General features: G+C 59.9%; 15 protein-coding genes. 4 read left to right on the top strand and 11 right to left on the bottom strand.

Going from position 1 to position 15,488, the window contains the following annotated elements:
* Positions 1-704: 704 nt before the first annotated feature.
* Entirely contained in the window at positions 705-1,184 is a 480-nt protein-coding gene (locus P0N66_RS03630; protein WP_275802630.1) for a hypothetical protein, read from the bottom strand.
* 80 nt (positions 1,185-1,264) lie between these two features.
* On the opposite strand from P0N66_RS03630, the gene P0N66_RS03625 reads away from it, so the two are divergent.
* Positions 1,265-1,510 (top strand): type II toxin-antitoxin system ParD family antitoxin, encoded by a 246-nt coding sequence (locus tag P0N66_RS03625; protein WP_275802629.1) that lies wholly within the window; start codon positions 1,265-1,267, stop codon positions 1,508-1,510.
* Positions 1,503-1,826 carry a type II toxin-antitoxin system RelE/ParE family toxin gene (locus tag P0N66_RS03620; protein WP_275802628.1) on the top strand — a complete coding sequence of 108 codons (324 nt, stop codon included), beginning with the start codon at positions 1,503-1,505 and terminating at the stop codon, positions 1,824-1,826. The genes P0N66_RS03625 and P0N66_RS03620 overlap by 8 nt, the downstream gene beginning before the upstream one ends.
* Here P0N66_RS03620 and mnmA read toward each other — a convergent pair.
* On the bottom strand, positions 1,806-2,945 hold the full coding sequence (mnmA, locus tag P0N66_RS03615; protein ID WP_275802627.1) for a tRNA 2-thiouridine(34) synthase MnmA: 1,140 nt from the start codon (positions 2,943-2,945) through the stop codon (positions 1,806-1,808). The two genes, P0N66_RS03620 and mnmA, sit on opposite strands and share 21 nt — an antisense overlap.
* Positions 2,946-2,984: 39 nt before the next feature.
* On the opposite strand from mnmA, the gene P0N66_RS03610 reads away from it, so the two are divergent.
* Complete coding sequence (locus tag P0N66_RS03610) at positions 2,985-4,238, top strand: peptidase U32 family protein (protein ID WP_275802626.1); 1,254 nt, start codon at positions 2,985-2,987, stop codon at positions 4,236-4,238.
* 1 nt (position 4,239) lies between these two features.
* Positions 4,240-6,417, top strand: a complete 2,178-nt coding sequence (locus P0N66_RS03605; protein ID WP_275802625.1) for a M1 family metallopeptidase — start codon at positions 4,240-4,242, stop codon at positions 6,415-6,417.
* Positions 6,418-6,562: 145 nt separating this feature from the next.
* On the opposite strand, the gene yajC is transcribed toward P0N66_RS03605, so the two are convergent.
* From yajC to P0N66_RS03560, 9 genes are all read right to left on the bottom strand, one after another.
* Positions 6,563-6,892 (bottom strand): preprotein translocase subunit YajC, encoded by a 330-nt coding sequence (gene yajC, locus P0N66_RS03600; RefSeq protein WP_275802624.1) that lies wholly within the window; start codon positions 6,890-6,892, stop codon positions 6,563-6,565.
* 83 nt (positions 6,893-6,975) lie between these two features.
* A complete protein-coding gene (tgt, locus tag P0N66_RS03595; RefSeq protein ID WP_275802623.1) occupies positions 6,976-8,103 on the bottom strand; it encodes a tRNA guanosine(34) transglycosylase Tgt in 1,128 nt (375 codons plus the stop codon).
* Positions 8,096-9,199, bottom strand: coding sequence for a M24 family metallopeptidase (locus tag P0N66_RS03590; protein ID WP_275802622.1), 1,104 nt, complete (start codon positions 9,197-9,199; stop codon positions 8,096-8,098). The genes tgt and P0N66_RS03590 overlap by 8 nt, the downstream gene beginning before the upstream one ends.
* Before the next feature lie 11 nt (positions 9,200-9,210).
* A complete protein-coding gene (locus P0N66_RS03585) occupies positions 9,211-9,471 on the bottom strand; it encodes a hypothetical protein (protein WP_275802621.1) in 261 nt (86 codons plus the stop codon).
* A gap of 37 nt (positions 9,472-9,508) precedes the next feature.
* Positions 9,509-10,117 (bottom strand): DUF6657 family protein, encoded by a 609-nt coding sequence (locus tag P0N66_RS03580; protein WP_275802620.1) that lies wholly within the window; start codon positions 10,115-10,117, stop codon positions 9,509-9,511.
* A 283-nt stretch (positions 10,118-10,400) separates the two neighbouring features.
* Entirely contained in the window at positions 10,401-11,828 is a 1,428-nt protein-coding gene (locus tag P0N66_RS03575) for an NADH-quinone oxidoreductase subunit N (RefSeq protein WP_275802619.1), read from the bottom strand.
* Positions 11,829-11,902: 74 nt separating this feature from the next.
* Complete coding sequence (locus tag P0N66_RS03570) at positions 11,903-13,432, bottom strand: NADH-quinone oxidoreductase subunit M (RefSeq protein ID WP_275802618.1); 1,530 nt, start codon at positions 13,430-13,432, stop codon at positions 11,903-11,905.
* A gap of 18 nt (positions 13,433-13,450) precedes the next feature.
* Complete coding sequence (locus tag P0N66_RS03565; RefSeq protein WP_275802617.1) at positions 13,451-15,235, bottom strand: Na(+)/H(+) antiporter subunit D; 1,785 nt, start codon at positions 15,233-15,235, stop codon at positions 13,451-13,453.
* Positions 15,225-15,476 (bottom strand): hypothetical protein, encoded by a 252-nt coding sequence (locus P0N66_RS03560; protein WP_275802616.1) that lies wholly within the window; start codon positions 15,474-15,476, stop codon positions 15,225-15,227. Before P0N66_RS03560 ends, P0N66_RS03565 begins: the two co-directional genes overlap by 11 nt.
* Between the last annotated feature and the right edge of the window lie 12 nt (positions 15,477-15,488).

Raw genomic sequence — 15,488 nt, 5'->3', positions numbered from 1 at the left:
AAATCTTTTTGCTGAGCAGTGGCCTCGGCAAGAAAGACGCTGAATGAAAGAACCAGAGTGAGCGCGAGGGCAAGTCCCGTGAACGCCAACTTCGCGACTTTTTCTTTAGGTGGTCGGCAATGACAGTTGCTTACGGTTTTTGGGGTGGAGCAAAAGGTTACTTTTTTCAGTAAGTTCATTCTGTTATTCTCTGCTTCTTAGGTTGTCATGTTAACCCTGATTTCAGGGTGCCTCGAAGCATAGAGCTGTCATGCTCATGCAAAGGAGGGCAATATAGTTTAGGTATAGCCAATATGGCAAATAGGAAATAGTGATAAGCTCCTGGCTCACCCATAGAAAAAACGCATTGCAAAAAAAGGGAGATAGCCTGTAACTATCCAGCTCATGCCTGTGGTAACTGTCCAGCAGTGCCCCATATTGCGGTAAGCAGGTCGGCGTAGTGTACATATGGTACTCAAGCCGACCTGATCGTCGCAAGATGGGGTGCTGCTGGACAGTTACGATAGTATAAGTACAACGGCAGGGAGAGGCCAAATTGATCAAGCAGGAAGTGCGAGCCGGTCAATTTATTTGCTCTGTCCGGTGAGGTGATAGGTGAGGGTGAGGTGAGGGTGATAGTGAAGTTGCTTTTCTCGACCCTGGCAAAAAAACGGGGCATCAGAGAATACCCCGCGCAAATTGCCCCTCAAAAGCCGATGCTTTTGTCAATAACGGCTGCCGACTGGCATGTCGACGAAAAATTCCACCCCCAAAAAAGACGGCTCATCATGCTCTTCATACTGAGACCAGCCATCGTCGAACGGTTCATATCGCCTTTCACGGTCAAGGGCTGGCGGGGGCGCGGCTGGCTTTGGCTTCTTGGTCGTCCATAATCCCAGGTGCTCCAGAATCCGCCGGATGATCGCCGCCTCGGAGATGAAGCTGATGATCTTCATCTCCCCGCCGCATTTAGGGCAGGTGAGCGGATCGATCTCCCAGACCTTCTTGATGCACTCCCGCCAGGTCGGGGACGGAATCTTGCGGGGGTGGTAGTCGGACACTTCCAGCACTTCCACCGCAGCCGGAGGCGGTGACTGGCCGGTGGTGGTAGCGGCGGCATCGGCCAGGCGGTTCACCCGTTCCCCCCGGCCCCGGTTCGAGTACCAGCCGTAGTAGCGAATCGGCCACAGACCACGTTTTCCCACGTTTTATTAATCTCCGCGCAGAAAATATTTGACAAAGTTTGCCATCAGGGGCATGGTTATCGCAAAAAGAGGTGATGACCATGGCGACGATGAATGTTTCCCTCCCGGCTCCCATGAAACAGTGGATAGAAAATCAAATCGGCACCGGGCATTACAGTAATGTCAGCGACTATGTCCGCTCTCTGGTCCGGCAGGATCAAGAATATCAGGCCAAGGTTAATGCCTTGCGTCAGGCTTTGGCGGCCGGCGAGGAGAGTGGTGTTGCCGAAAATTCGGTGCTGGATATCTGGCAAAAAGTCAAATCCGGAAGCGGGCCGGATGTATAAACTCTCTCGGGCGGCGGCGGCTGATATCGAAAAAATCGCCGAAAATTCGCTGGTCGAATTCGGCTCGGCGCAGACCGGCAAGTATCTTGCCTCCCTGCACGGCTGCCTTGAATTATTGGCAAAAAATCCCGAGATGGGGCGGGAGATCGAGGAAATCCGGCCGGGCTACCGAAAGTTTCCCCACCAAAGTCATTTGATCTTTTATCGCCGGGAAAATGCGGGCGACATCCTGATCGTGCGCGTTCTGCACCACCTGATGGACGCGGTCCGCCACCTTACACCCAACACCCCTCTTTTAAGCCGACAAAGAAAGTAGAGGTAAAATCTCGCCGCCGGCCAGGAGTTGGTCGTCGTGGTAGAGGGCGGCGTACTGGCCGGGGGCCGGAGCCCTTTGGGGCTGGTCGAAGGTGAGGGTGATGGTACCGTCGGCGGCCGCTTCCACCAGGGCCGGGGCCGGGCGGTGACGATGTCGCAACTGCACGGTAAAACGGCCGGGCAACCGCGGCGGATCAATGAGCCAGTTGAGATCGGCCAGGCGGATTTGCCGCCGCAGCAGGTCTTCGGGTTTACCCACCACCACCCGGTTGGCTTTTACGTCCAGGGCCACCACGTAATAGGGGGTGGCGTCGGGAATCCCCAGGCCCCGGCGCTGGCCGATGGTGTAGCGAAAAACTCCCCGGTGGCGTCCCACTTGCCGGCCTTCGACGGTGACGATCAGCCCTTCGGCGGCCACGACCGGCCCGTTTTGCTCCGCCTCGGCCCGTTCAACATAAGCGGTCAGGAAATCGGCCACCGACTGCCCTCCCAGGAAACAGACATCCTGACTCTCCGGGCCGTGGCGACCGCTCAGGCCCAAGCCGGCGGCCATTTCATAAACCTCGGTCTTGCGCTTCTCCCCCAGGGGGAAGAGGATGCGGGGCAGCACCTCCCTTTTTAGCCGACAAAGAAAGTAGGACTGATCCTTGCGGGGATCGCCCCCCCGGCGCAGGGCCAGATCGTCGGCATCAGTCGCTCCGGCGGCACCGGCAATCCCCGGCGGCGCCGGAGTGAGACGAACATAGTGACCGGTGGCCAGAAAATCGGCCCGGCGGGCAAGCATGGCCTCCAGCAACAGGCCGAACTTGATCTGCCGGTTGCAGAACACACAGGGGTTGGGGGTCACCCCGGCCAGGTAGGCCGCGACAAAGGGCTGCAAAACTTTTTGCGCAAAGGATTCGCTCAAGTCCAGCACGGTCAGGGGAATGCCCAGGTGGGCCGCCACCCCCTCCACCCGCCGCTGGTGATCATCAATCCCCGGCTGGGCCAACCGCATGAAGACCCCCTCCACCTCGGCCCCGGCCTGAAGCAACAGGGCGGCGGTAACCGAGCTGTCCACCCCACCGCTCATGGCAACGGCGATCCGTTTCTGGTATAAAGACGGTTGGTCCGACAACATGGCCGCTACTCTACCAGAATCAATCTCCGAAGGCAAAAAATGCTGCCCACCCGATCACCGGAACAACATCTGCCCCGCATGCCGGAACTGCTGGCCCCGGCGGGCAACCTGGAAAAGCTGCAGGTGGCGATCCACTACGGGGCCGATGCCGTTTACCTGGGCGGACGCCGCTTCGGCCTGCGGGCTCATGCCGGCAATTTCAGCGATGATGAGTTGCGGACGGCCACCGCCATGGCCCATGACCGCGGCGTCAAGGTATACGTAACGGTCAACATCTTTGCCCACCAGCAGGACTTTACCGGCCTGGAAGAGTACCTGATCTTTTTGCGGGAAACGGCGGTGGACGGGTTGATCATCGCCGACCCCGGCATCCTGGCGGTGGCCCGCCGGGTGGTGCCGGAGTTGCCGGTGCACCTGAGCACCCAGGCCAACGTCACCAACCCGGAAAGCGCCGCCTTCTGGGAGGCCTGCGGGGTCAGCCGGATCAACCCGGCGCGGGAACTTTCCCTGGCGGAAATCAAGGGCCTGCGGCAAAGGGTGGCCGCCGAGTTGGAGATCTTCGTCCACGGGGCGCTGTGCATCTCCTACTCCGGCCGCTGCTTTTTAAGCCTTTATCTCACCGGCCGGGACGCCAACCGGGGCGACTGCGCCCACCCCTGTCGCTACCGCTACCGGCTGATCGAAGAAAAGCGGCCGGGGCAGCTTTTCCCCATCGAAGAGGACGAGCGGGGCAGTTATATCTTCAACGCCAAAGACCTCTGCCTGCTTTTTCGGCTGCCGGAGTTGATCGGTGCCGGGGCCGACGCTCTTAAGATCGAGGGACGAATGAAAAGCCTTTTTTATGTGGGCACGGTGGTCCGCCTCTACCGGGCGGCCCTGGATTTCTGGCGGCAGCAGGGCCTGCACACTCCCTTGCCGCCAGTCTTTGCCGAGGAGTTAATGAAGATCGGCGGCCGGGGCCAGAGCGAAAATTTTTTCGACCACTCCCCGGCCACCACCGAGATGCTTTACGACGGCACCACCGTTAACCCCCACTGGGCCCCGGCGGGGATTGTCCGCGAAGGCGGGGCAACCCCCCTAGTGGAGGCCCGCAACCCTTTCCAGCAGGGAGACAGCATCGAATTTCTCGACCGACGCCTCAATAACATTACCTGCCGGATCACCGCCATCCACGACCAGCAAGGGCGGGAAGTGGCACGGGCCAACCCCAACAGCCTGCTGCGCCTCACCCTGGACCACCCCGGCAACTACCCCCGCCACGGCCTGTTGCGCCAAAGCATCGGAGGAAAGTAAAATGAATCGGCCCCGCTCCTTTGTTGCTCTGGTATGCACCTTGACGCTGCTGTTACTTGCCGGCCCCGCCCCAGGCGGATCGCCGGCCACCGACGACCCGAACCGGCTGCATTACGAAATCCTGGCAACGCTGGAACCGGACCGCCATCGCCTGCAGGCCCGGGTGGCCATCACCCTGCCCCCCGATTACCCGCGGCAGTTTGACCTGGCCCTCCACCCCGGCCTCAACCCCGTCGCCGAGCATCCGGAAGTTGAACTTACCCCCCGTAACTCCCCCGACCCAGGAAGTGAGCGCGGCCAAACCGCAGCACACCGGCCGGAGCGGTTCACCATTAACCTGCCGCCGGATCTTGACACCTTTGTCCTGCTGTATGACGGCGAAATCCACCACCCCTTGGGCTTTGCCGGCCAGGAGTACGCCCGCGGGGTACGCCACACCGCCGGGCGCATTGATCCAGACGGAATTTATCTGACCCCCGGCACCTTCTGGTACCCTCGGCCGACGGGCGCTCATGTTGTCAGTTTCCGGCTGCGAGCGGTTCTGCCGGCCGGCTGGACGGCGGTGAGCCAGGGCCGGCGCCATCAGCCACGGCCCGAGGTGACGGACAACGAAACGGTTTGGGAGGAACTCAACCCCCAGCAAGGGGTGTTTCTGGTGGCCGACCGCTACAGCGTCTACGAAGAAGAGTCCGACGGGGTAGCCCGGCAGGTTTTCCTGCGGCAACCCGACCCGGAACTGGCCCGCCGCTACCTGGACGCCACCACTGAATATCTGCAGCTTTACAGCCAAATGATCGGCCCTTACCCCTATGCCAAATTTGCCATGGTGGAAAACGCCTGGGAATCGGGCTTCGGTATGCCCTCTTTCACCCTGCTGGGCTCCCGGGTGATCCACCTGCCCTTTATTCTGCGCACCTCCTATCCCCATGAAATACTGCACAACTGGTGGGGCAACGGGGTCTTTACCGATTATGCCCGCGGCAACTGGAGTGAAGGACTGACCGCCCATCTGGCCGATCACCTGCTGATGGCCCGGCAAGGCCGGGGGATGGAATACCGCCTGAGGGTGCTGCAGAAATACGCCGATTACGCCGCCGGCGGGCGGGATTTCCCCCTGCGCCGGTTCACCGCCCGCCACAGCCCGGCCGGCGAGGCGGTGGGCTACGGCAAGGGGTTGATGTTCTTTCACATGCTGGAACAGAAGTTGGGCCATGAGCTGTTTCAGACCGCTTTGGCCGATTTTTACCGGCAATACCTTTTCCAGGTGGCCTCTTTTGATGATCTGCAGCACCGTTTCGAACAGACCACGGAGCAAGACCTGAATGTTTTTTTCCGGCAGTGGCTGGAACGCCCGGGGGCGCCGGAACTGGTGATGGAAGCCGTGCAGGTGGAAGAACACGATCAAGGCTGGCGGCTGGCGGCCACCTTCGGGCAAAGGCAGTCGGACCCTCCCTACCGCTTACAACTGCCGGTGGCGGTAACCCTGGAAAACGAAAAGGAACCTCGACGTTTCCTGGTCCCTTTGACCGACCGCCGGGTCGACTGGCGAGCCGATTTTGCCCAGCGGCCACGGCACCTGGCCCTGGACCCGGACTTCGACCTGTTCCGCCGGCTGGACCAACGGGAGATCCCCGCCGTTTTCTCCCGTTTGTTCGGGGCCGAAGAAGATCTGCTGGTAATCCTGCCCGGCCGCGAGCAGCCACTGTTGCCGACCTACCGGGAACTGGCGCGGGCTCTGGGCAGTTTCGGCTCCGCCGGCGTGGAGATAGTGCTGGACCATGAGTTGGAGGAACTGCCACCGACCCGGGAAAGCATCATCCTGGGCTGGGAAAACCGCTTTCAGCCCGAAACGGGCCGAGCCCTGGCCCAGTTTGGGGCCGAACTGCTGGAAGTCGGCAGAGAACCGGCAGCAGCCACGGCTCCCGGCGCGCTGCAGGTGGACGAACAGGCATTTTCCCGGATCGGCCACGCCTTTGCCCTGGCCCTGCCCCACCCCGACAACCCCGATGGCACCATCGGCTGGATCGCCCTGGACCGGCCGGCCATGTTGGCCGGGGTAATCCGCCGGCTGCCCCATTATCACAGTTATGGAGCCCTGGTGTTCCAAGGCGACCAGGCGGAAAACATATTTCGCCACCGGTGGCCGGCCCATGCCTCCCCACTGCACCGCGATCTGTAACAGTCAGCAAAAACCGTTCAACGGTAACGGTAACCGCCGACGAACGTTATCAACCAATAAAAAGGCCCGGCGGCAGCCAGGGATGACCACCGCCGGGCCTTTTTTGCCCGATAAAACGATTGTAACTACAATCGCCGCCGTTTTATCAGCCGCCGGCGGGTTTGGCCATGCCCAGATCCTGGCTGACCGCGCCCATGATATAGGGCCGGGCCACCTTGACCCGCACCTTATCGGCGATCTCCACGGTTACCACGTTATCGGACAGGCCGGTAACGGTACCTTGAATGCCGCCGCTGGTGATTACCTCATCACCGATCTTCAGAGCCGAGAGAAACTGCTGATGCTCCTTGGCCTTTTTCTGCTGGGGGCGGATAAGCAGAAAATAAAAAATCACAAAAATCAGAATCAGGGGAATAAAGGCGCCGAATCCGCCGGCCGCCGGAGCCGCTTCCGCCGCGTGAGCTACGCTTACCATAAGACATCCTCCAGTGTAGTTACAACCTGGCAGCAGCACCGCTGCAAGGTTACTTGTGATTGTGCTGGTTGCTGGTTTCCGGTTTATACATCCGCCGCCGTGCCTTCGGCCTGGCGGGCGTTAAAGTTGCGGTAAAACTCCAGAAAACGATCTTCTTCGATGCCCCGCCGCATGGTGGCCATCAGCCCGGTGTAGTAACTCAGGTTATGGATGGTCATCAGCACCGAGGCCATGATCTCCCGGGCCTGGAACAGATGGCGCAGGTAGGCTCGGGAGTAATGGCGGCAGGTGTAACAGCCGCACTCTTCATCCGGCGGCCGGGGGTCATCACGATAACGAGCGTTTTTTATAACAAGCCTCCCCCGGGAAGTAAAGAGCATTCCGTTTCTGGCATTGCGGGTGGGCATCACGCAGTCGAACATATCGACCCCGCGATAAACCGCCTCCACCAGGTTGCGGGGAGTGCCCACCCCCATCAGGTAACGGGCCTGGTCAGCGGGCATCTCGGCGGCGGTGGCCTCGCAGATTTCATACATCAGCTCCTCCGGCTCACCGACACTCAAGCCACCGATGGCGTAGCCGTCGAACCCGATCTCCCGCAGGGTTTCAAGGGACTGCCGACGCAAATCGGCATACATCCCACCCTGGATAATGCCGAACAACAACTGGCCGCTCTTTCCCTGGACCGCCCGGCAGCGGGCCGCCCAGCGGCCGGTAAGATCGGTGGCCTCTTTGGCCTGGCGATAGTCGGCGGGATAGGGGATGCAGGTATCAAGACACATCATAATATCGGCCCCCAGGGCCTCCTGCACCGCCACCGCCGACTCCGGGCTGAGGAAGAGGGCCGAGCCGTCGAGGTGGGACTTGAAAGCCGCCCCCTCCTCGGTGATTTTGGCCAACTGCTGCAGGGAGAAGATCTGAAACCCGCCGGAATCGGTGAGGATGGGGCCGGGCCAGTTCATAAAGCGGTGCAGGCCGCCAAACTTTTTGATCAACTCATGGCCGGGCCGCAGGTAGAGATGATAGGTGTTTCCCAAAATAATCTCGGCCCCCAGCTCCCGCACCTGCTCCGGGGTCACCCCCTTGACCGTGGCCTGGGTGCCCACCGGCATAAACACCGGAGTCTGCACGGTACCATGCAAGGTTCGCAACTCACCCCGCCGGGCGGCACACTGACTGGAAGTCTGCAGAATTGAGAAGGGGTTAGACATCGAGAAAAGTGGTATCCTGATTCAGTACGCGACAACCATCGGCGGTGACCACCGCCATATTTTCCAGCCGCACCCCACCCCAGCCGGGCAGGTAAACCCCGGGTTCGATGGTAACCACCATGCCGGAACGCAGTTTTTTCCGGTTACGGTAGCTCAAAGTGGGGCCCTCATGGACGTTGAGTCCCACCCCATGGCCCAGGCTGTGGCCGAAATAATCGCCATATCCCGCCCCGGCAATGACCCGGCGGGCTACCTGATCAACATAGCGACCGCTGACCCCGGCCCGCAGGGCCTGCTGACCAGCCAACTGGGCCTGGCGCACCAGGCGCAGCAGGGAAAGGAGACGCCCCTCGGGCCGGCCCAGCACCACGGTACGGGTCATGTCCGAGCAATAACCGTCGATCTTCAGGCCCATGTCGATGATTACCGGCTCACCGGCCGCCAGTTGCCGCCCGGTGGGTACCGCGTGGGGTTTGGCCCCATTGGGCCCGGCGGCGACGATGGTGGGAAAGCTGGGCCCCTGGGCGCCCAGCCGGCGCATGGTGTCCTCGATCAGCCAGGCCGTCTCCTGTTCGCTGATCCCGGGACGCAAATGTCCGAAGACCTGGGCGAAGACCTCTTCGTTGAGCCGCACCGCCTCCTCGATCAGCTCCAGCTCCGGGGCGCTTTTCACCAGACGCTGCTGCTCCACCAGGTCGGTGACCGGCTCCAGGTCAACCCCCTTTTCCGCCGCCAGTTGGACCAGTTGGCCGAACACCGAATGCAGCAGATAATGACTTTCAAAGGCCAGCCGGCGGGGCTTAAGGGTGTTAAAAAGGCGGCGCAGGAGTGGAAACAGCCCACGGGGATAAACCCGCACCTCAAAGTCCGGCGCTTCTTCTTCCGCCTGCAGCCGATAGCGGTCGTCGGTGAGCAGAAAAGGGCGCCCCTGGGCGGGAATCAGTAACACTCCGGAACTTTCGTTGATCCCGTGGTCGGAGGCGGTGTAACCGCTGAGGTAACGGCGGTTTTCCGGCTGGGTTACCAGCAGGACATCCAGTCTGCGCCGCTGCAGACGCCGCCGAAGGCGGGCCAGACGCTCAGCGGTTACATTCATGGGGCAGCGACTTAATGCAGAAAGTGAACAAAGACTTTGACTCCGTAGCGAAACAATTTACCGTGCAGCTGCTGCAGGGCTTTGGTGGGGTCGGCCTGACCAAAGTCAACCTGGTAGCGGTGGGGTTTGTCCATCATCTGCAGGTACTCAAACTTGTGCCGCCCGTAACGGGCCTCACTGCCATCGTTGTACCACTGACGAAAACGCTCTTCCACCTGGGGCAGGTCTTCGGGTTTGACTTCATCCACGTCCAGCAGGATCTCCACTTCCATGGCCCCACCTCTCTAAGGATAAATAAATAAAATTTTCTCAGGCGCCCAGAAACTGCTGAATCTGCTTTTTGTACTGTTCCAGGGCCCGACCGTACTGACTGTTCAATTCATCCTGCACCCGCAGCCACTCCTCCTGAAATTTGGGGTGCTGCTCTGGCCGCATCGTGGGCTGCATCCCGGTCTGACCAGCAACTTGGCCCTCCAGCCGGGCCATCTCTTGGGCGAACTGTTCACTGAGCTGCTGGCGCAACTGCTGCTGGTGGCTCAGATACTGCTCCAGGACTTTTTTCAACTCGCCCAGAAAGCTCGTCAACTCGCCGCTGCCGCCGGCCAAGTCGAGCATACCGGTCATGGCCCGTTCCGCCGGCCCCAGCTGCTCCTCATCGCGGGGCAGCACGATGTTACGGGCCAGGGTCTTAAACATGCCGCGGCGCAAGGCCGCCTGCTTCTCAGCCGGAGCGGCTTCCAGTTCGGTGACCAGAGCAACTTGCTCTCCTTTCAGATAGGCGGCGGCCCGCCGCATTCCTTCCCGAACCAGCTCTTCTTCGGCCAGGCTCCCGCCAGCGGCACCAGCGCCCTTATCTTTGGCGTCCATGGCCGCCAACCGCTCCATCACCTTCTCCATGGTACTTTTAATTTCACTCACCGCACACAACCCTCCCAAGGCAGCCAGAAAACGTTTTAAAAACTGATAGATGTCGGCATCGCCACATGACACGCTACCGGCCGGGCCTGTGTCCCAACTTAAGAATTGGTCTTACCGGCCAGCACGTTGCGGTGAGTTATAGTAACCCGTTTTGTTCTTCGACTAAAGAAAAAACCGGCCACTCCACCGCCCAAAAGGGCGATCGGAGTGGCCGGAATGCTGAGATGCAAATATACCCAGGCCCATCAACAACCAGAAGCAAACCGTGGTTGCCGAGCGTATTTCACCCCAGTGAACGGACGGCCATGGCCGCTGTATCCAGGGCGGAACCGGGCAGCACCCCCAGGGCGATGATAATCAGCACCAGGACAATCCCCAGGGCCCGGGTGGGAATATTCAGCCCGATGGCCGGTCGTGATTCCGGCTCGGCGGTATAAACCACCCGCACCACTGAGAGGTAGTAGTAGATGGCGATGGCAGTGTTAATGGCCGCCAGGATAACCAGGGCCAGGTGCCCCTGGTTCAGGGCGCTGGTAAGCAGGAAGAATTTACCCATGAAGCCGACAAAAGGCGGAATCCCGGCCAGGGCGAACAGCCCCACCGCCAGTACCAGAGCCAGCAGCGGCGCCCGCTGATAGAGGCCACTGAGGTCTTCGATCTGCACATTTTCCCCGTTACGGGAAACATTGCAGATCACCAGGAAACAGGCCAGGCTCATCACCACGTAACCGGTGGCATAATAGAGGGCGGCGGCATAACCCATGACATCGAGGGTCAGCACCCCCACCAGGATAAAACCGGCGTGGGCGATGCCGGAAAAGCCCAGCATCCGCTTGATGTCGGTCTGCACCAGGGCCGAAAGGTTGCCGTAAAACATGGACAGTACCGCCAGCAGGGTCAACAGCACCACCAGGGTATCGGCGCCGGCGCCCGGTGCGGCCAGCGTGGAAATTTTAATCAGCATGGCGGCGGCGGCGATTTTCGGCAGGGAGGCGATAAAGGTGGTGGTTTCGTTGGAGGCGCCCTGGTAGACGTCCGGCACCCAGAAATGGAAGGGGAAGATCGCCAGCTTGTAGAAAAAGCCCGCCATCACCATCACAATCCCCACCAGTACGGCGGGGTTGTCCAGCATGGCGGCCAGCACCGGCACCATCTCGGGCAGGTGGGTGGAGCCGCTCAAGGCAAAGAGATAGCTCATGCCAAAAAGCATAATGCCACTGGCCAACACCCCGAAGATCACATACTTCACCGCCGCTTCCATCTGTACCCGTAGCCCCTTGCGGTCATCCCGCATGGGCACCATCAGGTACAGGCAGTAAGAAGATAGTTCCAAAGCCATGAACAGGGTCAGCAATTCGGCGCTGCTGACCAGCATCATCAGGCCCACCACCGAACAGAGCATGAAGAGATAGTATTCCGGCCGCACCCCGTCCGCGATGTCTTTCAACTCCCGCCCAATTACCAGCACCGCCACCAGGCCCAAAGCCAGGATCAGCTTGACCAGCTGGGAGAAGAAGTCCATGCGCAGGGCTTCAAAAAAGAGTGTCCCCTGCTGGCCCAGGCAGACCAGACTAAACACCGCCGCGCCGGCGGCAAACAGCAGCGCCGTCAGGCGGGCCTTACGACCATCGGCTCCGGCTACGCTCAACTGAAAGAGCACCAGCGCCCCCAGCAGGAGAGTAAGTTCGGGAAGAAAAAGAAGAATTTTCATACCAGTCCTGTTCCAATAAGTGAGCCCCGGCAGGGCTGACGATCAATATACAGCCACTAAAACAATTACTTCTTTTATGGGATCAGCAGGCGGGCCAGACCCATGCCTTCGGTCTGGGCCGCCACCCCAACCTGTTCCAGCAGGTGGGCCACGCTGACCTCCATCACCGCCAGGAAAGGGCCGGGAGAAAGCCCGATCCAGAAAACAAAGAGCAGCAGGGGGGCCAGCACCACGATTTCCCTGGTGTTCAAATCGATCAATCCGGTGTGTTTGGGGTTATCGGTGCCACCCCAGACCACTCGCTGCAGCAGGCGGAACATGTAGGCAGCGGCTAACACCGCCCCGGGGATGGCAAAAGCGGCAATGAGGATTGAGCGTTCAAAGCCGCCGGCCAGAATCATGAATTCGCCGACAAAGGAGTTGGTACCGGGGAAGGCCAGGGAAGAAAGCGAGAAAAACCCCAGAAAGACCACATAGATCGGCATCAGCTTACCAACCCCGGCATTGAGCGCCAACTCCCGGCTGTGGGTCCGTTCATAAAGCATGCCCACACAGAAAAACAGGGCCCCGGTGGTAATACCGTGGTTGATCATCTGCAGGATCGATCCTTCAATACCCTGGGCGTTGAGCACGAAAATCCCCAAAGTAACGAACCCCATGTGCCCGACACTGGAATAGGCGATCAGCTTCTTCATGTCCTGCTGGGCCAAAGCGGTAAAGCCGCCGTAGAGAATGCCGATGATGGACAGCCAGAGGACATAGGGCATGAAGATAAAGGTGGCCTCTGGGGTGATGGGCAGGCAGAAACGCAGGAAGCCGTAGGTGCCCATCTTGAGCAGTACCGAGGCCAGGATCACGCTGCCGGCGGTGGGGGCTTCCACGTGGGCGGCCGGCAACCAGGTGTGGAAGGGAAACATCGGCACCTTGATGGCAAAGGCCAGAAAAAAGGCCAGGAAGACCCAGATTTGGAAGGTGGTCGAGAAGTGCTGCTCCATCAGTATCGGAATGCTGAAGGTCTGGGGCTCTGAGGTGAGAAAAAGGGCGATGATGGCCACCAGCAGCAGCACCGAACCGGCCAGGGTGTACAGAAAAAATTTGATGGAGGCGTACATCTTGCGGGGCCCGCCCCAGACGGCGATCAGCAGGTACATGGGAATCAGCATCGCTTCCCAGAAGATGTAAAAAAGCACGAAATCAAGGGCCATGAAAACGCCCAGCATGGCGGTTTCCATCAGCAACAGGCAAAACATGAACTCCTTGACCCGGGTGGTGATATAGCGCCAGGAGCCCAGCACGCACAACGGCATGATCAGGGTGGTCATCAGCACCAGCAGCAGACTGATGCCGTCGATTCCCAGGGTGTAGTTGATGTTCCAGGCGGCGATCCAACTGCGGTGTTCACCAAACTGATAAAGGTGGGTGGAAGTGTCGAACATGAAAAAGAGCGGCAGACTGACCAGGGCCGTGACCACCGTGATGATCAGGGACCAGTTTCGGCAGGCATTGTCACCGGGCATGGCCAGCATCACCAGCGCCCCCAGCAGCGGTAAAAATACCAGGGCGCTCAGAATCGGGAACCCTTGGTTGATCAGCAGAAAATCCATAAGTCACTAGTCCTAAGGTCAGTTGGCAAAGACGTAGAGGATCAGCAGCACGGCCACAATGGCTACGGTGGTAAACACGTTGACCTGGATCCTGGCGGCCTGCAGGTGGCGAACCCGGTCGCCGACTCCCCGCACCGTCCGGGCCACGCCGTCCACCACGCCATCAATGGCGTGCCAGTCAAACCACGACCAGAAACGGGAGATGGTCATCAAGGGGTTAAGCCCCCAGGTGTTGTAAGCGTTGTTCACTGCGGTATCGGTCCCCTGGATTGGCTTGCGAGCCAGCCACAGGAAGACGGTCCCGGCCTTGCGGTAGAGCCAGTCCAGATCCAGGGTAATGGTGGGAATGGGCAGCAGCAGCCGGCGCATGACGTAAAAAGCCAGGGCGGTAAAGCCGAGCAGTTGCAGGGTTTCCGCCAACTGATAGGCGTTGTAAGGCTGATAATGAACCGGGTTGGGCAGCATACCGTAGAGATAGGGGTAGTACACCCCGACCAGGACGCAGAAGAAGGCGCCCAGCCCCATGGCCAGTTGCATGTGCCAGGGCGGATCGGCGGCCCGTTCATAGGTTTCCGCCGAGCAGCGGGACTCCCCGAACCAGATCAGGTAGGGCAGCTTGAGACCGTTATAAAGAAAGGTCCCGGCGGAGGCGGCCAGCAGAATGAAGGTGGCCCAGTAATGCTCACCGTAGAAGCCCGCCGAAATGATCATCGACTTGCTGACAAAGCCGGAAAAAAGCGGAAAGGCGGCAATGGAGGCGCAACCCACCAGGGTAAAGAGCAGGGTACGGGGCATCTTCTTATACAGCCCGCCCAGTTCGGTGAATTTGCTGGTGCCGGTCATGTGCAATACCGAACCGACCCCCATGAACAGCAGGCCCTTGTACAGGATATGGGCAAAGGCATGAGCGGCTGCACCGTTGATGGCCAGGGTGCTGCCGATCCCCACCGCCGCCACCATGTACCCCACCTGGCTGATGATACTGTAGGCCAGCAGCCGGCGGGCGTCGTTTTCCAGTACCGCGTAAATGACCCCCACCACGGCCATGATCACCCCCAGGGGGATCAGGATTTCCATCCCGGCAAAGCCGCGAGCCAGAGTGTAGACCGCGGTTTTGGTGGTGAAGGCGCACATGAACACCGCCCCCACCACCGAGGCCTCGCCATAAGCATCGGGCAGCCAGGAGTGTAGCGGAAAGACGGCGGCGTTGAGCATGAAGCCGATTAAAATCAACCAGGTGGCGATAGTGGGCTGACTGACATCCAAAGCGGTAAAGCTCAAGTCACCGCCGGTGGCGTGGTAGTGCAGAATGATCCCGGCCAGCAGCGCCAGACCGCCGGCGGTATGGACCATCAGATAGCGATACCCCGCGGCCAGCGACCGGGCCCGGCCCCTGAACCAGATTAGGAAGGTGGAGGCAAAGGCCATGATTTCCCAGAAGAGAAAAAGAACCAGGAAATCCCCGGCAAAGATCACCCCCAGCGAGCCGGCCACATAAAACCAGGCGGCCATGTGCTGGTAAGGATCCCGGACATGCAGACCGTAGATGGTACCCAGAATGCACATCAGGGCCATGATATAGGCGAAAATCAGACTCAGGGAATCGACCCGCCCAAAGACCAGTTCCCAGTCGGCAAAATTAATGACGCCGTAAACCCCGGGGGTCATGCTCAACACCGCCCCAAACGACAGGGTGGGGATCAGCAGCAGGAAGGGAACCCGCAGCGCCCCACGAAAGAAGGGCACGGCGCAAGCGCCGATGATCAGAATCAAGGCCGGATGCAGCCAGAAGTCACTTATCATAATAATCCTCGTCGGTCTGCAGGCCGATCAGACCAATGGTTTTGGCCACGACAATAATCAATACCGCCGCCGCAAACCCGAAAAATGACCAGAACCCCGGTAAACTCTCCACAGCGGTGTAGGCCTTGCTCTTGTCCAGCAGGAATATATCCCACAGCAGCAGCACAACCAGCAGGGCAAGGCCAAACTTGGCCAGCAGGGGCAGATGCCGGCGCAGTTTATCGATAATGTCCACAATCATGGCCGACCTCTC

The organism is Desulfurivibrio dismutans, assembly GCF_029210385.1.
GTDB classification, from domain to species: domain Bacteria; phylum Desulfobacterota; class Desulfobulbia; order Desulfobulbales; family Desulfurivibrionaceae; genus Desulfurivibrio; species Desulfurivibrio dismutans.
Note: the sequence above shows the minus strand (reverse complement) of the source record. Positions and strands in the feature narration are given on the sequence as shown.

What these genes read in the sequence shown, in the direction of transcription:
- P0N66_RS03625 (WP_275802629.1), top strand. Translation starts at nt 1,265, where the DNA reads ATGGCGACGATGAATGTTTCCCTCCCGGCTCCCATGAAACAGTGGATA.
- P0N66_RS03620 (WP_275802628.1), top strand. Translation starts at nt 1,503, where the DNA reads ATGTATAAACTCTCTCGGGCGGCGGCGGCTGATATCGAAAAAATCGCC.
- mnmA (WP_275802627.1), bottom strand. Translation starts at nt 2,945, where the DNA reads ATGTTGTCGGACCAACCGTCTTTATACCAGAAACGGATCGCCGTTGCC.
- P0N66_RS03610 (WP_275802626.1), top strand. Translation starts at nt 2,985, where the DNA reads ATGCTGCCCACCCGATCACCGGAACAACATCTGCCCCGCATGCCGGAA.
- P0N66_RS03605 (WP_275802625.1), top strand. Translation starts at nt 4,240, where the DNA reads ATGAATCGGCCCCGCTCCTTTGTTGCTCTGGTATGCACCTTGACGCTG.
- yajC (WP_275802624.1), bottom strand. Translation starts at nt 6,892, where the DNA reads ATGGTAAGCGTAGCTCACGCGGCGGAAGCGGCTCCGGCGGCCGGCGGA.
- tgt (WP_275802623.1), bottom strand. Translation starts at nt 8,103, where the DNA reads ATGTCTAACCCCTTCTCAATTCTGCAGACTTCCAGTCAGTGTGCCGCC.
- P0N66_RS03590 (WP_275802622.1), bottom strand. Translation starts at nt 9,199, where the DNA reads ATGAATGTAACCGCTGAGCGTCTGGCCCGCCTTCGGCGGCGTCTGCAG.
- P0N66_RS03585 (WP_275802621.1), bottom strand. Translation starts at nt 9,471, where the DNA reads ATGGAAGTGGAGATCCTGCTGGACGTGGATGAAGTCAAACCCGAAGAC.
- P0N66_RS03575 (WP_275802619.1), bottom strand. Translation starts at nt 11,828, where the DNA reads ATGAAAATTCTTCTTTTTCTTCCCGAACTTACTCTCCTGCTGGGGGCG.
- P0N66_RS03570 (WP_275802618.1), bottom strand. Translation starts at nt 13,432, where the DNA reads ATGGATTTTCTGCTGATCAACCAAGGGTTCCCGATTCTGAGCGCCCTG.
- P0N66_RS03565 (WP_275802617.1), bottom strand. Translation starts at nt 15,235, where the DNA reads ATGATAAGTGACTTCTGGCTGCATCCGGCCTTGATTCTGATCATCGGC.
- P0N66_RS03560 (WP_275802616.1), bottom strand. Translation starts at nt 15,476, where the DNA reads ATGATTGTGGACATTATCGATAAACTGCGCCGGCATCTGCCCCTGCTG.